The sequence below is a fragment of the Streptomyces sp. TS71-3 genome, from assembly GCF_018327685.1.
In the GTDB taxonomy this organism is placed as follows: Bacteria; Actinomycetota; Actinomycetes; order Streptomycetales; family Streptomycetaceae; genus Streptomyces.
Map to the genome: position 1 here is coordinate 1295207 of NZ_BNEL01000001.1, position 15886 is coordinate 1311092.

At 71.1% G+C, this 15886-nt stretch carries 15 protein-coding genes; 8 read left to right on the forward strand and 7 right to left on the reverse strand.

Going from position 1 to position 15886, the window contains the following annotated elements; all coding sequences use genetic code 11:
• Window positions 1-171: 171 nt before the first annotated feature.
• From Sm713_RS05395 to Sm713_RS05415, 5 genes are all read left to right on the forward strand, one after another.
• Window positions 172-2109: an amidase gene (locus Sm713_RS05395; protein WP_212908517.1), complete on the forward strand. Its 1938-nt coding sequence runs from the start codon at window positions 172-174 to the stop codon at window positions 2107-2109.
• Window positions 2106-2276 carry a hypothetical protein gene (locus Sm713_RS05400; protein WP_212908518.1) on the forward strand — a complete coding sequence of 57 codons (171 nt, stop codon included), beginning with the start codon at window positions 2106-2108 and terminating at the stop codon, window positions 2274-2276. Before Sm713_RS05395 ends, Sm713_RS05400 begins: the two co-directional genes overlap by 4 nt.
• A gap of 344 nt (window positions 2277-2620) precedes the next feature.
• A complete protein-coding gene (locus Sm713_RS05405; RefSeq protein WP_212908519.1) occupies window positions 2621-3124 on the forward strand; it encodes a methylated-DNA--[protein]-cysteine S-methyltransferase in 504 nt (167 codons plus the stop codon).
• Window positions 3125-3224: 100 nt separating this feature from the next.
• On the forward strand, window positions 3225-3956 hold the full coding sequence (locus Sm713_RS05410) for a 2OG-Fe(II) oxygenase (protein WP_212908520.1): 732 nt from the start codon (window positions 3225-3227) through the stop codon (window positions 3954-3956).
• Window positions 3953-4348 carry an Ada metal-binding domain-containing protein gene (locus tag Sm713_RS05415; protein ID WP_212908521.1) on the forward strand — a complete coding sequence of 132 codons (396 nt, stop codon included), beginning with the start codon at window positions 3953-3955 and terminating at the stop codon, window positions 4346-4348. Before Sm713_RS05410 ends, Sm713_RS05415 begins: the two co-directional genes overlap by 4 nt.
• Here the strand turns inward: Sm713_RS05415 and Sm713_RS05420 are convergent.
• From Sm713_RS05420 to Sm713_RS05440, 5 genes are all read right to left on the reverse strand, one after another.
• Window positions 4345-4758 (reverse strand): hypothetical protein, encoded by a 414-nt coding sequence (locus Sm713_RS05420; protein WP_212908522.1) that lies wholly within the window; start codon window positions 4756-4758, stop codon window positions 4345-4347. The genes Sm713_RS05415 and Sm713_RS05420 overlap by 4 nt on opposite strands.
• 222 nt (window positions 4759-4980) lie before the next feature.
• Window positions 4981-5208 (reverse strand): hypothetical protein, encoded by a 228-nt coding sequence (locus tag Sm713_RS05425; RefSeq protein ID WP_212908523.1) that lies wholly within the window; start codon window positions 5206-5208, stop codon window positions 4981-4983.
• Between the two features lie 189 nt (window positions 5209-5397).
• Complete coding sequence (locus Sm713_RS05430) at window positions 5398-5994, reverse strand: DUF742 domain-containing protein (protein ID WP_212908524.1); 597 nt, start codon at window positions 5992-5994, stop codon at window positions 5398-5400.
• 19 nt (window positions 5995-6013) lie between these two features.
• Window positions 6014-6445: a roadblock/LC7 domain-containing protein gene (locus tag Sm713_RS05435; RefSeq protein ID WP_212908525.1), complete on the reverse strand. Its 432-nt coding sequence runs from the start codon at window positions 6443-6445 to the stop codon at window positions 6014-6016.
• Window positions 6442-8871 (reverse strand): nitrate- and nitrite sensing domain-containing protein, encoded by a 2430-nt coding sequence (locus Sm713_RS05440; RefSeq protein WP_212908526.1) that lies wholly within the window; start codon window positions 8869-8871, stop codon window positions 6442-6444. Before Sm713_RS05440 ends, Sm713_RS05435 begins: the two co-directional genes overlap by 4 nt.
• A gap of 799 nt (window positions 8872-9670) precedes the next feature.
• On the opposite strand from Sm713_RS05440, the gene Sm713_RS05445 reads away from it, so the two are divergent.
• The 3 genes from Sm713_RS05445 to Sm713_RS05455 all read left to right on the forward strand — a co-directional run bounded on the left by Sm713_RS05445 (window position 9671) and on the right by Sm713_RS05455 (window position 13635).
• Window positions 9671-10117 (forward strand): DUF485 domain-containing protein, encoded by a 447-nt coding sequence (locus Sm713_RS05445; protein ID WP_249416113.1) that lies wholly within the window; start codon window positions 9671-9673, stop codon window positions 10115-10117.
• Window positions 10114-11709, forward strand: a complete 1596-nt coding sequence (locus Sm713_RS05450; RefSeq protein WP_212908527.1) for a cation acetate symporter — start codon at window positions 10114-10116, stop codon at window positions 11707-11709. Before Sm713_RS05445 ends, Sm713_RS05450 begins: the two co-directional genes overlap by 4 nt.
• A gap of 243 nt (window positions 11710-11952) precedes the next feature.
• Window positions 11953-13635, forward strand: coding sequence for an AMP-binding protein (locus tag Sm713_RS05455; RefSeq protein WP_212908528.1), 1683 nt, complete (start codon window positions 11953-11955; stop codon window positions 13633-13635).
• Window positions 13636-14138: 503 nt separating this feature from the next.
• Here the strand turns inward: Sm713_RS05455 and Sm713_RS05460 are convergent.
• Together Sm713_RS05460 and Sm713_RS05465 are read right to left on the reverse strand one after the other, a co-directional pair.
• A complete protein-coding gene (locus Sm713_RS05460; RefSeq protein WP_212908529.1) occupies window positions 14139-15056 on the reverse strand; it encodes a MurR/RpiR family transcriptional regulator in 918 nt (305 codons plus the stop codon).
• A gap of 18 nt (window positions 15057-15074) precedes the next feature.
• On the reverse strand, window positions 15075-15872 hold the full coding sequence (locus Sm713_RS05465; protein ID WP_212908530.1) for an NAD(P)-dependent oxidoreductase: 798 nt from the start codon (window positions 15870-15872) through the stop codon (window positions 15075-15077).
• Between the last annotated feature and the right edge of the window lie 14 nt (window positions 15873-15886).

Sequence of the window (15886 nt, forward strand, 5' to 3'; positions counted from 1 at the left end):
CAGTTCCTCCTGCTGTGCCTCTGCACGACGCCCCATGACGTTGCGCACGCCGTTCCATCCCGTGCGCGCACACCATCCGCTCACCCGGGAACCCCGGGTGCGGGTGAACCGCTCCGCGTCCCCCAGCGCGCTCGCACCGGCCAGTACACGCCCCCGAGGGAGCATTTCCCGATGCCAGCCAAGAGCCGTTCCGGCATATCCGGACCCGTCGCGTCCCACCACGGCGTGAGCCGTCGAGCCGTCCTCGGCGCCACAGCCGTGACCGGCACCGTCGCCGTCTCCGCCGCCATGATCGCCCCCGCCCGCGCCGCAGCCGCCACTCCTGCCACGGCGGACGGCGGTGCGACCGCCTCGTTCGTCGCCGCGCTACCCGCCGCGAGCGCCGTCAAGAAGAGATCCAGACTCGTCGACTACGAGGTGGTGGAACTCGCCGCGCTGCTCCGCGCGGGAGCCACCACCTCGATGAAGGTCACCCGGGCCTACCTCGACCGCATCGACCGGTTCAACGGCCCGTTCGAGACGTACGGGGACAACGGCTTGTACAACGCGTTCGTGCGGCTCGACCGGGACGGCGCGCTCGCCGCCGCGGCGGCCGCCGACGAGCGGTTCGCGAAGGCCCGCCACTCCCGGGCGGCGCTCGACGCGCTTCCGCCGCTCCTCGGCATCCCGATCGGCGTCAAGGACTCCGTCGCCGTGAAGGGGCTGGAGGCCAAGGACGGCAGCCACGCCTTCGACGGCAACGCCGCGCATCAGGACGCCACCGTCGTGGCCCGGCTGCGCGAGGCGGGAGCCGTCATCCTCGGGCACACCGTGTGCTCCGCGTTCTCCGGCAGCATCACCGGCACCTTCGCGGGCAACGCCTGGGGCCTGCCGTACGTGCCCGGCGGCTCCAGCCAGGGCAGCGGTGTCGCGGCCGTCGCCCGGCTCGCCGCGGCCTGCATCGGCGAGGAGACCGGCGGTTCGATCATGATGCCGTCGGCGGCCAACGGCGCGAGCGGCATCAAGCCCTCGCTCGGCACGTCCTCCGTCGCCGGTCTCATGCCGCTGTCGCCCGGGTACGACGTGCTCGGCCCGATCTGCCGCTCGATGCGGGACGCGTCGCTGCTGCTCTCCGTGATCCACGGCCCCGACCCGGTGAACGACCCGCTGACGCTGTCGGCACCGGACCCGTTCCCCGCGCTGCCGCTGACACCGCGCGAGGGGAAGCGGCCACTGACCGGGATCACCATCGGGATCCCGCAGACGGACTGGATGCGCACGTCGGCCGGTGTGCAGGTCGGCACGCCGCCGCAGCAGCTCTACGACAGCGACCACCGTGCGGCCTTCGAGCGGCTGCGGGTCCAGCTCACCGCTCTGGGCGCGAAGGTGAAGGAGTTCGACGGTCTCGACGTGACGGTGCCCGAGAACGACCCGTACTTCAGCAGCACGGACGTGCTGGCGACGGTCGACGGCTCACCGGTCTCGCCGTCGTCCGCGGTGCTCAGCCCCAACCGCTACGAGATCCACTACTGGGGGGCCGTCCGGGACTTCGCCGCGACACGCCCCGCCGACCAGGCCGCCGCGCTCCTTGCCCAGTACGGCCGCAAGGGCCCGAACGACGCGGCCACCTCCTTCGAGTCAGCGATCCGCTTCGGCGGCGGTGTGACGGCGGCGACCCGCGCCGAGGGCGAGCAGCGCAGGCGCACCCTCCAGGCCAACTACCAGTCGGCGCTGGACAAGGCGGGCGTCGACTTCATGCTCGTGATGAGCCTGGGCGCGCAGATCGGCAGGCGGGACGGTGGCGGCTTCCCCGTCTACCGTGCCTACTACCAGCTTCCCAACGCGCTGACCTGGCCGATGGTCTCGTTCCCGATCGGATACGACTCGACGGACGCGGGACTGCCGATCACGGCGCAGTTCTGGGGGCCGCGGTTCAGCGAGCCGGAGATCGTGCAGGCGGCGATCGACTACCAGGCGCACCACCCCGAGTACCACAACGCGGCGCCCCCGGATCCCCGGCCGGTGCCGTCCGCGCAGCGGGTGCCGATGCGGAAGGACCTGCGCGCCGACGGGGACACGCCGGCCCACTACTCCAACGACCCGCTGGTCGCTGAGGAGGCCCTGCGATGAGCTTCCTCACGGTGGGTTGGGGGCCGGTGGTCAACGCCGGGCTGCCGCCGCAGCACCCCGGTGACGGGGACGCGCCGATCTCGACGGTGGGGTGGTTGCCGAAGCTGGGGACGGAGTTCTATCCGTACCTCGACGAGGACACCGGGGGCGCCGGGGACGTCGAGTAGCCGAGGCCCGCGACTCCCGCGGCCGGTGCCGGTGCGGGAGCGGACGATTCCCGGAGCGGCCGGAAAGCCGCGCTGCCCGGGCGTCCGCCCCGTGCCGGACCCGGTGGTCCAGACCTCCCCGAACCAGGGCCGGCTCCGGTGTTCGAGGCGGGTCGCTCCCTCGTACCTCAACGGGTACCGACTGAAGCAGCGGACCGTTGCCGCACTGCCGGGAGCTGCCGGCTCCCAGCCTTCGGCAGCGCCCGTCCTCGGCGAAGCGCAGTGTCCGATTCCCGCCAGCACCGTGCGGTCGTGTGCCGCAAGGTGGACATCGGAGAACACCGCACATGCACGAGGAGCCCACGATGTCCGCCTGCACGACCGTCACCAGCCCGCTGGGTGATCTGCTACTGGTGGGTGAGAACGCCCACGGGAGGCTGACGCTGACGTCGCTGTCCATGCCCGGCCAGAAGAACGCCCCCGCCGTCCAGGAGGACTGGGACCGCGCGCCGCAGCTCTTCGCAGACGTCGCCGGGCAGCTGCGGGCCTACTTCGCCGGTGAGCTCACCGAGTTCGACATCGAGTTCACCCCCGGCGGCACGGACTTCCAGCAGCGGGTGTGGCGCGCGCTGGAGGAGATCCCCTACGGCACGTCGACGACGTACGGCCGCCTCGCCGAGAAGCTCGGCCTTCCGCGGGAACGGGTCCAGGCACTCGGTGCCGCGGTCGGCGCCAACCCGCTGATGCTGGTGCGGCCCTGCCACCGCGTGATCGGCGCGGATGGCAGCCTGCGCGGCTACGCCGGCGGTGTGGAGCGCAAGGTGCGGCTCCTCACGCACGAGGGCATCCTGCAGCCGTCCCTCATCTGAGTCCGTCCACCCCGAACCACGCTCGACCTCCTCCCCCCCCCGGAACAGGCTGGAGGCAGCGGGCGGCAGCAGACGCCCTCCACCAAGCGAGGAACCTGACATGCCTGACACGATCCACCCGGCCGGTCATGTCGCCCAGTGCGTGGCCGGGCAGGACTGGGACGCGCTGACCGGCGAGATCGACGCGTTCGGCCATGCCCTCGCCGGCCCGATCCTCACCCCCGACGAATGCCACCGGATCAGCGCCCTGTACGACGAGCCGGGCCTCTTCCGTACGACCGTCGACATGGAGCGCCACCGGTTCGGCGCCGGCCAGTACCGCTACTTCACCCACGATCTGCCCGGCATCGTCGCGGAGTTGAGGGCGGCGTTCTATCCGCGCCTGCTGCCCATCGCCCGTGACTGGGCCGCGAAGCTGCGTCTGGCGGCGCCCTGGCCCGACGGCCTTGAAGAGTGGATCGCCATGTGCCACGGGGCCGGGCAGGCGAAGTCCGCGCAGATCCTGCTGCGCTACGGCGCCGGGGACTGGAACGCCCTGCATCGGGACGTCTTCGGCGACATGCTGTTCCCCCTCCAGGTCGTCGTCGGCCTGGACGCGCCCGGAGCCGACTTCACCGGCGGCGAGTTCCTCATGACCGAGCAGCGGCCCCGTGCGCAGTCCCGCGGGTCTGCGACCACGCTGCCCCAGGGACACGGCCTGATCTTCACCACCCGTGACCGGCCGGTCGCCTCCAAGCGCGGCTGGTCCGTCGCCCCGATGCGGCACGGCGTCAGTACGGTGCGCTCCGGCCGCCGGCACACGCTCGGCCTCGTCTTCCACGACGCCGCATGAGCGCCGGCACGGGCCCCGGACGCACGTACACGCTGCTGGGCCCGGACGGCCGGCCGTACCGGAGCAGCGTGCCGGGCACCCGCGGCGGGTACCGGCGTGGCCGTCTGTACGGCCGGCTGGACTGTCCCAGCGCGCTGCGCGCCCTGGCCCGCGGCCACTACCGCACCCACCGGGTGTTCTTCGCCGACGAGGCCACCGCCGTCGCCGCCGGATACCGGCCCTGCGCGGTCTGCCTGCCCACCGCGTACGCGCGGTGGAAGGCCCGGCAGGAGAGCGCCGGCCCGCATGCGGCCGACTCTGCGCGGTCCGAGACGTTCCCGCCGGCCGCGGCTCGGCGCGCGGCCGGGGGCCTCGCCGCGGCACTGCTGCCACAGCCCGCCTTCCCGCCCTAGTCGAGCGGGAAGGACGTGCCCGTGAGCCGTTCCGACAGGTTCCACAGCTCGGCGGCCAGAGGGGTGTCCTGGGCGGTGGCGCTGCGTCGTACCAGGGTCGGTCGGCCGCGCTGCTCGCCCCGTCCGTCCGGACCGGCGTAGCTCGCCCCCGGCAGGTCCCGGGTGGCCGCGAACAGGGTCGGCTGCGCCCCGTCGGTCTCACTCTGCGAGATGAGGCGGCCCACGGTCGCCGCGACGACCTTCATGGCCGGGCCCAGATGCCGGTTGAGGCCGGTGGCGGCCGCTCCGGGGTGGGCGGCGAGCGCTCGGACGCCGGAGCCTGCCGCCGTCAGGCGTCGTTGCAGTTCCAGGGTGAAGAGCAGGTCGTCGAGCGGCGCCCCGAGGCTGAGGCCGGTGAAGTGGTTGGACATGTGGGGCACTTCCTCTGCTCGCTCGCTCGCGGAAGAACCGCCGGAGCGCTCGGCCGGCGGTTCCGCCACCCGTGACGTGCCGGGCGGCGCAGTCACGCTAGCCCGCCGCACGGGTCCGGCCGCCGAAGGAGAAAGCCCCGCTGTCGAACAACCCCCGAATGGGCCACCGCCACCGCCACCGCCACTCCTGGCGGGACAGGGCGAACGTCCACCGGCGCGGCGCTAGATCTGGTTGAGCTGGATGTCGAAGCTGAGCAGCGCGCTGTTCTCGAGGTCGGGGCTGGCCTCGACGACCCGGCCGCGTATCACCTGCATCGCGTCGAAGCGGGTCATGCCCTGCGGGGGCGTCCAGTGGCCGGCCCGCTCCTCCGCCACGAACCCCCTGGAGTTGTGCACCAGGAAGCACATGTGCCAGAAGTGCGTGCCCTGCGGCTCTTCGGGATCTTCCATGCCCTCAGGTTGGCCACCTTCGGATGCCCTGGCAATCCTCGGGATGCGAGGAAGTCCTCGGCGGGGGAGGGGAGGGGAACCGCTCTCGCGCCGAGCGTGGTGGCCGCTGCGGCCACCACGCGAGCCCGTACTCCCTCCCCGCCGCCGGCACCGGCACCGGCACCGAGCCGAAGCCGGCGAACGGCCCCGTCAGACCTGGCGCAGCCCGATCAGCACCCTCTCCATCAGCGCGGGGCTCGGGGCGCCGTCGTCGCCGGTCGACGCTCCGTGGACGATGATCAGGCCCTCGTCCGCCATGTCACCGAGGAGGACGACGGCCACCCCGAGCGGCATCGCGAGGAGCGCCGCCACCTCGGCCACCGACCTCGGCTCCCGGCAGAGCCCGAGCACCGTGCTGTACGGCTGGGTGACGGTGCTGCTGATCGGTTCGGCGGCGGTGACCAGGGTCTCGACCTCGAAGTCGTAGCGCGACCTGGTCCGGCCGCCCGTCCACACGTAGGCGCGGACGGATGCGGGTGCTCCTGCCCGCTCGGCGTTCCCCGGCCCCCAGGCGGGGGGCTGCTCGTCCCCCGCGGGTGAGTGCCCGAACGACTCGTCGGCAGGTGCCGGCGACGCTTCCTCCTGCTCGTGGCGCCCCGTGTCCTGCGGCGTGCCCCGGCTGCCGGAGCCCTTCCGCCTGCGCCGCGAGTTGCCGAGGCTGAACGAGTTGAGCACGTCGGCGAACGTCTGCTCGTCGCCCGCATCCTGATCCCTCCGTGGCCCGGACGGGCCTCCACCGGTGCTCATGTTCTCCCCGTCCGCGCCTTCAGGCCGCAGTCTGCCGGGACTGGTGGAGCTCGGTGCGGAGTTCCGGGGTCAGCATCTCGCCGACCTGGTCCACGAGCACCGACATCTCGTAGGCGATCTGGCCTATCTCGCAGTCGGGGGCCGCCAGGGCGACCAGGCACGAGCCGTCGCGGATCGACATCATCAGCATGTTGCCGCCCTCCATCTGGATCACCGTGCTCCGCACCTCCCCGGTGTCCATGCACTCGGCAGCGCCGTGGATCAGGCTGACGGCGCCGGCCGCGATGGTGGAGAGCTGGTCGGCACGTTCGTCCGCCAGGCCCTCCGATGCGGTGAGCAGCAGGCCGTCGGCGGATATCACCACGACGTGCGCCACGGTGGGAACGCGCTCGATGAAGTCGGTGACCAGCCATCCGAACTGGCTCACCTCCCCGGATTGGGGTGATGTCATGGCTTCTCCCTGCCCGTCGCCGATGGGTTCTGCGTCTGGTCGGGCCGTGCCCGACGAAGGCCCGCCTGGTAGCTGCTGAGGAAGCTGTGGGCGCGGCCGGCGGCCAGGCCCGGAGCCGTGCCTTCCCTGGTGGGGGGCCGCTCGGCCCGCCCTTGCGAGGCTGCGGGCCGCTCAGCGCGGACTTGTGGACCGGACTGCGCGGACGAGGGCCTTCTGGGCAACCCGGCCTGCGTGAGGTCGTTCTCCCCGCCGGACTGCTGCGCGGCTCGCCCGGCCGGGCGGCGGGCAGCGGGTCCGGCCGCCGGGCGGTCCGCCGCCGGTCCCCGGTCGCCGGGAAGTGTGCGCGAGGCCGACGAGCCATGCGGGCGCTTCAACCGGTCGCCGTTCGCCTGCCCCGGAATCCTGCCGGTGAGGGGCCGTTCCGCCATGGGCCCCTGCCGGTCGGTAGGGGACTGCGCCTGCGTCTTGACGAGTGTGGCCGATATGCGCACCTCGGCCCGTACCCCGCTGCGGCCCGGTGGAGAGCTGAACCTGACGGTGATGCCGTGCCGGGTGGCCAGCCGACCGACCACGAGCAGTCCCAGCTGCCGGGACGCGGGGGCGTCAGCGGAGCCGGGCGTCGCCACGCGCTGGTTGGCCATGGCGAGGTCGCTCTCGCTCATCCCGATTCCCTCGTCCTGGATCTCCAGCAGCACCGAGCCGTCGTGCTCCCATCCGCCGCCGATGACCACCTGGGTGTGCGGCGGCGAGAACGCGGTGGCGTTGTCCAGCAACTCGGCGACGAGCCGCCCCAGGTCGCCGGCCGCGTACCCGGTCACGTCGACGGGAGGCGTCGGGTGGACGAGCACGCGCTGGTAGCGCTCGATCTCGGAGACGGAGCTCCGCAGCACCGTGTCCAGCGACACACGCTGGCGGGACGAGCGCAGCAGCGTGCTGCCGCACAGCACCATCATGTTCTCGTTGTTGCGCCGCATACGGGTTGCCAGGTGGTCGAGTGTGAAGAGGCTGGCCAGCTGGTCCGGGTCCTCCTCGCGCCGTTCGAGCTGCTCCATCAGCAGCAGCAGGCGGTCCACCAGGCTCTGGCTGCGCCGGGAGAGGTTGACGAGGGTGTTCCTGAGGTCACCGCGCAGGCCGGCCTGCTCCGCCGCCAGGCGCACGGCCTGGGAGTGCACCGTGTCGAAGGCCCTGGCGAGCTGGCCGAACTCCTCCGTGGTGTGCACCGGCACGACGTCCACCTCGGCGTTCGTCGTCTGCCCCTCGCGCATGCTCATGACCGCGGCGGGCAGCCGGTGCTCCGCCACGTCGAGTGCCGTCGTCCGCAGGACGGTCAGCGACCGCAGCAGGTGCCGGCCGATCGCGAGGCCGATGGCGAAGGCGAGCAGCAGCACCGCGAAGACGAGCACGGACGCCATGCCCGCGCGGTCGCTGGCCTGGTCCTGCAACTGGGCCGAGGTGGTGCGCAACGAGCGGGTGAGGTCGTCCCCCACCTTGTCGAGGAGCATTCCGGTGTCTTCCGAGGCGTGGTTCCACTTCTCGACCTGGAGCGGCAGCGAGGTGGTGCCGACCTGCTGTGCGGCCGCCCCGGGGGTCATGGCCAGCGCCTTGTTCACCGTCCGCTCGCGCCAGTCGACGGACGGCCCAGTGACCGTCCGCTGGTAGTCTTTCAGCTCCTCGGGGGCGGCCACGGTCCGGAAGTCGCCGAGGCCGTCCCGCATGCGGATGTCGGACTCCTGGAGATCCCTCAGGAGCGCCGGGGTCATCGAGTGGCCCGGGCTGGCCGCCTGCAGCACGATCACGTGCTGGAGGTGGACCTGCTCCACGATCGCCTCCAGGTCGTACAACGTCGTTGCCGACCTGGAGAGCTGGGGAACGCTGAAGGGGCTGAAGAGCGCCTGGTCCAGGTTGAGCACGCCCGTGATGATCGTGCTGTAGTCGCTGAGCGCGGTCCAGGAGGCGATGTGCCCGGACGCCACCTGCGCGCGCAGAGCGGGCAGGCGGGTCAGGAGGTGGGCGGCGTCCCGATAGCGGTTCGCCGCGACACCGTGGAGGGAGACCTCCCGGTTCCTGGTGCTCGTGACGGCCTTTCGGGCGCTGTCGACGCGGCTCGTCTGCATCCGCAGATCGGATGGTTCAAGGTGAACGCTGTCGCCCAGCCGCTCGACGGACATGGTGCGTTCCATCTGGAGGGTGTCCAGCAGGGTCCGCAGCTCGCTACGCATCTTGACCAGATGCTGCATGTCCGAGAAGGAGTTGGCCTGCTTGACGTCTCCCCGGATCTGGACGACGCCCAGGCCGACGGCGAGCACGGCCGGCACCATCAGCACCGCCCCGAGCTTCACCAGCAGCCGCCAGTTCCGCCACTGCACGAGCGGGGCCCACCGCGATGGCCGGACCGGCCGCATGGCCGCGTGCCTCGCCGCGGTCACGAGCTGAGCTCCGCAGTCGGAACGGTTTGCTCACAGGGACCTATCACGGTGGCGTTTCTCCTGGGTTTCCCCTGAACAGGACGTGGAATGTCCGGCGGCAAAGGGCGATGCCGGCGAGGTGGAGCGAACTACCCGCGGTCACGCCACGTGGGCGAACCTAGGAGCGGGCATATGCCCGCGCCCTCGTCCCCCTGGGCCGGCCGGTGGGGGAGCATCTCAGGAATGCTAAGGGAAGGCCCAGGCAAGGGGGCGGGGGGGACCAGGCAACGCGGGGAGTACGTGCCGGAAAATCCATTGATTGCTCCACCTCCCCCTCTCGGGCTCGACCCGATCCGGCTGGTTATGTGCCTGCCCGTCAAGCTCTGGGTTGCGCGGATGAGTTTAGGGCAGCTAACGGGACGGTAACAAGCCGATCCCCGGCTCCACCTGAGCGGTGGCGGGCAATCCCGCAGTCGCGAGTTCGCTTTTACCGGCGGGCCGAGGAGCGGCACCGCACGCCCACATGTTCGATATGTGTAAACACCCAACCAGCGGCGGATCAAGCCTCTTTAAACTCCTGACCGCATGGCGGCCGAGGGGTGTGCGGCGCAGTGCCCGGAGGCGCCTCGAGGGAATCGTGTAGGTTCTGTGTGTATCCGGTGGGGGAGGGGGTGTTGTTTGACGGCGTGGGCCGCCTCACTACACTTTCCACGGCTCAACGGGCCACGGCTCACCCTTCCCGGCTCTCGCCACCGGAGCACCGGTCGGCCTTCCTGCCCGAACATCCGGGAGGGGAACCCGAATACCCCAGGAGGGGAAAGTGACCAAACCGGCGTGGTCGCCCACCGTCGAAACTTCCGAGCGGTCTGCCGGCCGGGAGTTCATGGACCCGCGCGGTGAACGGCAGTTCACGGACCTGCGTGGTGAGGGGCGGTTCACGGACCCCCGCGACGAGGCCGGGCCCGACTACGAGGCGATTCGGAACAGCCCGGATTTCGTGCGGCTGCGCAGAAGGCTGCGGCTGTTCGTCTTTCCGATGAGCCTGCTCTTCTTCTTCTGGTACATGACGTTCGCTCTGCTGTCCGCCTACGCCCACACGTTCATGAGCCACAAGCTGGTGGGCGAAATCAACACCGGCACGGTCCTGGGCCTGATGCAGTTCGTGACCACCCTCGCGATCGTCATGGCGTACCAGCGATTCGCCCGGAAGAGGATCGATCCGCAGGTGGACAGGATCAACGAACTGGCGGGAGCCGGCAGTAAATGACATCGCAGCTCGCGGCTCCGGCCGCCGGTAGCCCCACGCTCAATCTGAGCGTGTTCCTGGTGTTCGTCTTCATCACCCTGTTCATCGTCTACAAGGCCACCACCAGAAACCAGACGACGTCCGACTACTACGCCGCGGGCAGCGCCTTCACCGGTCTGCAGAACGGCGTCGCGATGTCCGGCGACTTCCTCTCCGCCGCTTCCTTCCTCGGTATTTCCGGGGCCATCGCGGTCCATGGCTACGACGGGTTCCTCTACTCCGTCGGATGGGTCGTCGCCTGGCTGGTCGCCCTCCTGCTCATCGGCGAGAGGCTGCGCAACACCGGGCGCTTCACCATGGGCGACGTGATGGCCTTCCGCATGAGGCAGCGCCCGGTGCGGGCCGCGGCGGCCAACGCCACCCTGGTGATCACGTTCTTCTACATGCTCGCCCAGATGGCCGGCGCCGGCGGGCTGATCGCCCTGCTGCTGGACGTGCACACCAGGGCCGGGCAGGCGCTTCTCATCACGGGCGTGGGAATCGTCATGGTCTTCTACGTCCTGGTGGGCGGGATGAAGGGCACCACCTGGGTGCAGATCATCAAGGCCAGCCTGCTGCTGGTGAGCGTGACCTTCATGACGGTCTTCCTCATCGGCAAGTTCGGATTCAACCTCTCCTCGCTCCTGGAACAGGCCACCCAGCACAGCCCGTTGGGCGAGAAGCTGCTCCAGCCGGGCAGCTCCTACGGCGCGACCTCGATCAGCCGGCTCGACTTCGTCTCGCTGGCCCTGTCGCTGGTCCTCGGCACCTCCAGCCTGCCGCACGTGCTGATGCGCTTCTACACCGTGCCCACCGCCAAGGAGGCACGCAGCTCGGTGGTGTGGTGCTCCTGGTCGATGGTCACGTTCTACCTGGCGATCCTGATCGTCGGGTACAGCGCCACGGCCCTGGTCGGCTCCGACGCCATCGTCCACGCACCGGGCGGGGAGAACTCCGCGGCGCCCCTGCTCGCCTTCCACATCGGTGGAGTGGTGCTCCTGGGGATCGTCTCGGCGGTGGCCTTCGCGACGATCCTCGCGGTGGTGGCCGGGCTGACCCTGGCGGCCTCGGCCTCGTTCGCCCACGACGTCTACGCCAACGTGATCCGGCGCGGGAAGGCCGATCCCCGCTCCGAGGTACGGGTCGCCCGCCTGACCGCGATCGCGGTCGGCTTCCTGGCCATCGTCGGAGGCATCGTGGCCGACGGCCAGAACGTCGCCTTCCTCGTGTCGCTGGCCCTGGCGCTCGCCGCGTCCGCCAACCTGCCGACGATGCTCTACACGCTGTACTGGAAGCGCTTCAACACCTCGGGAACGCTGTGGAGCATCTACGGCGGCCTGGGGTCCTGCCTCGTGCTCATCCTCTTCTCGCCGGCGGTCTCGGGCACCTCCACGTCGATCGTCACGGGCGTCGACTTCCACTGGTTCCCGCTCACCAACCCGGGCCTCGTGTCGATTCCGCTCTCCTTCGTGTGCGGATTCCTCGGCACCGTGTTCAGCAGGCACCCCGGGGACCCGGACAAGCACGCGGAGATGGAAGTGCGTGCGCTGACCGGGATCGGCGCCGGGTCCTAGCCGGGCTGCCCGCTCGGGGCCGCCGGCTCGGGGCCGACCGCTGCCGGTCATGGCCGTCGCGGTGGGGCGCTTCGGCCTCTCGTCCCGTCCGAGGGCTTGACGGGCGGTGCCCCCCGCGTCCTTCCTGAAGGCCTGACGGATGGTGATCCGTGGGGTACGGGGTAGGTGGTGGGCGACGGGCCGGCCGCTGGACGGCGCCCGGCTCGGGGGCGGCCCCGGACGGAGAGCGAGAGGTTGAGCGCGATGAGTGTGTCTGGCCCGGCCGAGGCGTCGAGCGCGCCCGCGTTGCTGTCGTACGCGAGCGGAACCTCCACGGTCCCCCTGCTCGGGGACACGATCGGGGCGAACCTGGACAGGACGGCCGCGCGGGTGGGCGACCACGAGGCGCTGGTCGAGTGCGCCACCGGCCGGCGCTGGAGCTATCCGCGGCTGGTCGCCGACGTCGACGCGTGCGCGCTCGGCCTGGACGCGCTCGGCGTGGGCAAGGGGGACCGGGTCGGCATCTGGGCGCCGAACTGCGCCGAGTGGGCCTTCGTCCAGTACGGGACGGCCAAGCTCGGCGCGATCATGGTCAACATCAACCCGGCCTACCGCACGCACGAGCTGGCGTACGTGCTGGGGCAGGCGGGCATCTCGGTGCTGGTCAGCGCGCCGTCGTTCAAGACCGGCGACTACCGCGCGATGGTCGCCGAGGTGCGCGGCGACTGCCCCGAGCTGCGCGAGGTCGTGTTCGTCGGCGACCCCGAGTGGGAGCGGCTGATGGAGACCGGCCGCGCCGGCGACCGCGGCCTGCTGGCCCGGCGCGAGCAGGAGCTGTCAGCCGACGACCCGATCAACATCCAGTACACGTCCGGGACCACCGGCTTCCCGAAGGGCGCCACGCTCACCCATCACAACCTCCTCAACAACGGCTTCTTCGTCGGCGAGGGCTGCTCCTACACCGAGGCCGACCGGGTGTGCATACCGGTGCCCTACTACCACTGCTTCGGCATGGGCATGGGCAACCTGGCCTGCACCTCGCACGGCGCGACGGCGGTCATCCCGGCCCCCGGCTTCGACCCGGCCGCCACCCTCCGGGCGGTGCAGGAGGAGCGCTGCACCTCGCTGTACGGGGTGCCCACGATGTTCATCGCCGAGCTGGGCCTGCCGGACTTCTCCGACTACGACCTCTCCTCCCTGCGCACGGGGATCATGGCCGGATCGCCCTGCCCCGTGGAGGTGATGAACCGGGTCGTGCGGGAGATGGGCATGACCGAGGTGGCCATCTGCTACGGCATGACCGAGACCTCGCCGGTCTCGACGCAGACCGGTGCGGACGACTCCCTCGCCCGGCGCACCTCCACCGTCGGCCGGGTGCACCCGCACCTGGAGGTCAAGGTCGTCGACCCGGCGACCGGGCTGACCGCCCCGCGCGGGACGCCGGGCGAACTCTGCACCCGCGGCTACTCGGTGATGCGCGGCTACTGGAACGAGCCGGACAGGACCGCCGAGGTCATCGACGCCGCGCGCTGGATGCACACCGGCGACCTCGCGGTGATGGACGACGAGGGCTACGTCAACATCGTCGGCCGGATCAAGGACATGGTCATCCGGGGCGGGGAGAACGTCTATCCCCGGGAGATCGAGGAGTTCCTCCACACGCACCCCGACATCGTCGACGCCCAGGTGATCGGGGTGCCGGACGAGCGGTACGGCGAGGAGCTGATGGCCTGGGTGCGGCTGCGACCGGGCGCCGAGCCGCTGACGGCCGCCTCGCTGAGCGAGTTCTGCCGCGGCAAGCTGGCGCACTACAAGATCCCGCGGTACGTGAAGGTCGTCGACGACTTCCCGATGACCGTCACCGGCAAGATCCGCAAGGTCGAGATGCGCCAGGTGTCCGTCGAGGAACTCGGGCTCCAGGCGGTAGCGGCGATCCGCAACGCGTGAGGTCCGGGCGGGCGGCGAGGCGCGGGGTCGCGCGGGCCGGGTGGCGCGGTCCGCGAGGCGTGGGGGCTGCGCCGGGCGTGGGCGTAGAGCTGAGCGGAGTGCTCGGCGCCGAGCCGGAAGCCCGTCGTTCTCACCTCGGCTAAGGGGTCCTTGCACTGTGCCCGCCCGGCTCGCGCGGCCTGGCACCGCACCTCGCCGCGTTGCCGAAAAAGCCCTGGTAGCTCCTCCCCCACTCTCGGCTTCGCTCGCGCGGGGGGACCCCCATCGAGGACTCTCCGGCGCCTTGCGATGCTCCCCCACAGCCTGAAGGGCGTGGGTGGGGGTACCTCCCACGCCCGTTCAGGGCAGTGGGGAGTGCCCCCAGCACCAGACCGCGCGACCTGATCGGACGCTCATAGTGCAAGGACCCCTAAGGACGGATCCGGGCCACGCTCCGGCGAGGTGCGGCGCCGGCTCGGGCCCGGCTTCCCCGCAGGCGCGGCACACCGGCGCCGCTCGGCCCGTCAGCCCTCAGTCCGTCCGGGGCGCGGGGATCGGGAGTGGCGGATGCCTGCCTCGTACGTCTCCTTCAGATGGTGCAGAGTCCCGTCGAAGTGACGTGCCGCGTAGCTGGCATAGAGGATGTCGATCAGCAGGAGCTGTCCCCATTTGGAGGTGACGGACTCCCCGTACAACCCCTCTCCGGGGAGGTTCGAGGTGTACAGCGGGACGTCGCTGAGCTGGGCGACAGGACTGTCCTCGGCAGAGGTGATGCCGATGGAGGGGGCGCCGGTCCGCCGGGCCAGGCGCATCGCCTCGACGATCGAGCTGGACTTGCCGGAGTCGCTGATCCCGATCAGGACGTCCTGCGGGGTCAGGATCGTGGCCAGCATGACCTGGACACTCTGATCGCGATAGAGCAGGCACTTCTTGCCGGCCCGGGTGAACCGCAGGACCCCTTCCTCGGCGGCGATGCTGGAGGCGCCCATGCAGCAGAAGACCACCGTGGCCGCGTCCTGCAACAGGTCCACGGCCCGGCCGAGGGCCTCGCGGCTGACCTGCTGGGCGGTCTGGGCCAGCGCCTGGCGGCTGCTGCGCTCGATCTTGCCGACGATGGAGGCGGGCTCGTCGCCCCGGAGGATGCCCTCGTAGACGAACCCCTCGCCGACCCGGGCCCCGGACGTCCGCGTGGCGAAGGTGGCCTCGGCGAGGCTGACACGGAGCGCGTGGTAGCTGTCCATACCCAGCTCGCGCACGAACCGGGAAACCGTGGACTCGGCCACGCGGCAGGCCGAGGCGAGCTGCGAGATGGTCATCGCCTGGGCCTGCTGCGGGTGGGCCTGGAGGTGTTCGCCGATGGTGCGCAAGGCGGTCGGTAGGTAGGGCAGCTTGCTGTTGATGAGGTGCAGCACGTTGCCGGCGTCTTCTGCCGGGACGACCATGACTCGCTCCGCGGTGGTTCAGGAAGGTGTGGTGAGGATCCGTAGCAGATTCTCCACGGCCGCCCAGGTCGCGCGTTCCACGCTCTCCGTGGTGTATCCCCCGACGTGGGGTGTCGTGATCACCCGGGGGTGGCGGATCAACTCGTCGGGCGCCGGCGGTTCCCGGTGGTACACGTCCGTGGCGTATCCGCCCAGCCTGGCCTCGCCCAGTGCTTCGAGGACCGCGCCGTCCTCGACGAGGGCCGATCGGGCGGTGTTCACCAGGTACGCACCCGGCCGCATGGCGGCGACCGCGTCCCGGTCGATCAGGGGGCGTTCGGCGGGCGGGCAATGGAGCGTCACCGCATCCGACCGGGCGAGCAGGTCCCGCATCGTGGTGTAGGCGAAGTTCCCGGCCGGGGCGAACCCGGGGTCGGGCAGCGCGTCGAAGGCGCGTACGGACATGCCGAGCCCGAGCCCGAGCCGGACCACCCGCCGGCCGATCTGCCCGCACCCCACGACTCCGAGGGTGCGCCCGGCCAGCTCACGCCCCTCGATCCGCTCCCAGCGCTCGGCCTTGAGAGCCGCGTCCTGGGCCGGGACGTGGCGCAGTCCGGCGAGTATCAGGGTGATGGCGAGTTCGGCGACGCCCTGCGCGTTGGCCCCCGCGGCGGTCTCCACGGCTATCCCCCGCTCCGCGGCGGCGGCCAGGTCGATGGCGTCGACACCGGCGCCGTTGCGGCTGATGACCTTGAGGCTCCGCGCCGCGGCCAGCACCTCGCGGGTGATCGGTTCGGCCCCCGCCAGGTAGCCGACGCAGGCGGGCAGGAAGCGCACCTGCTCCTCATGGG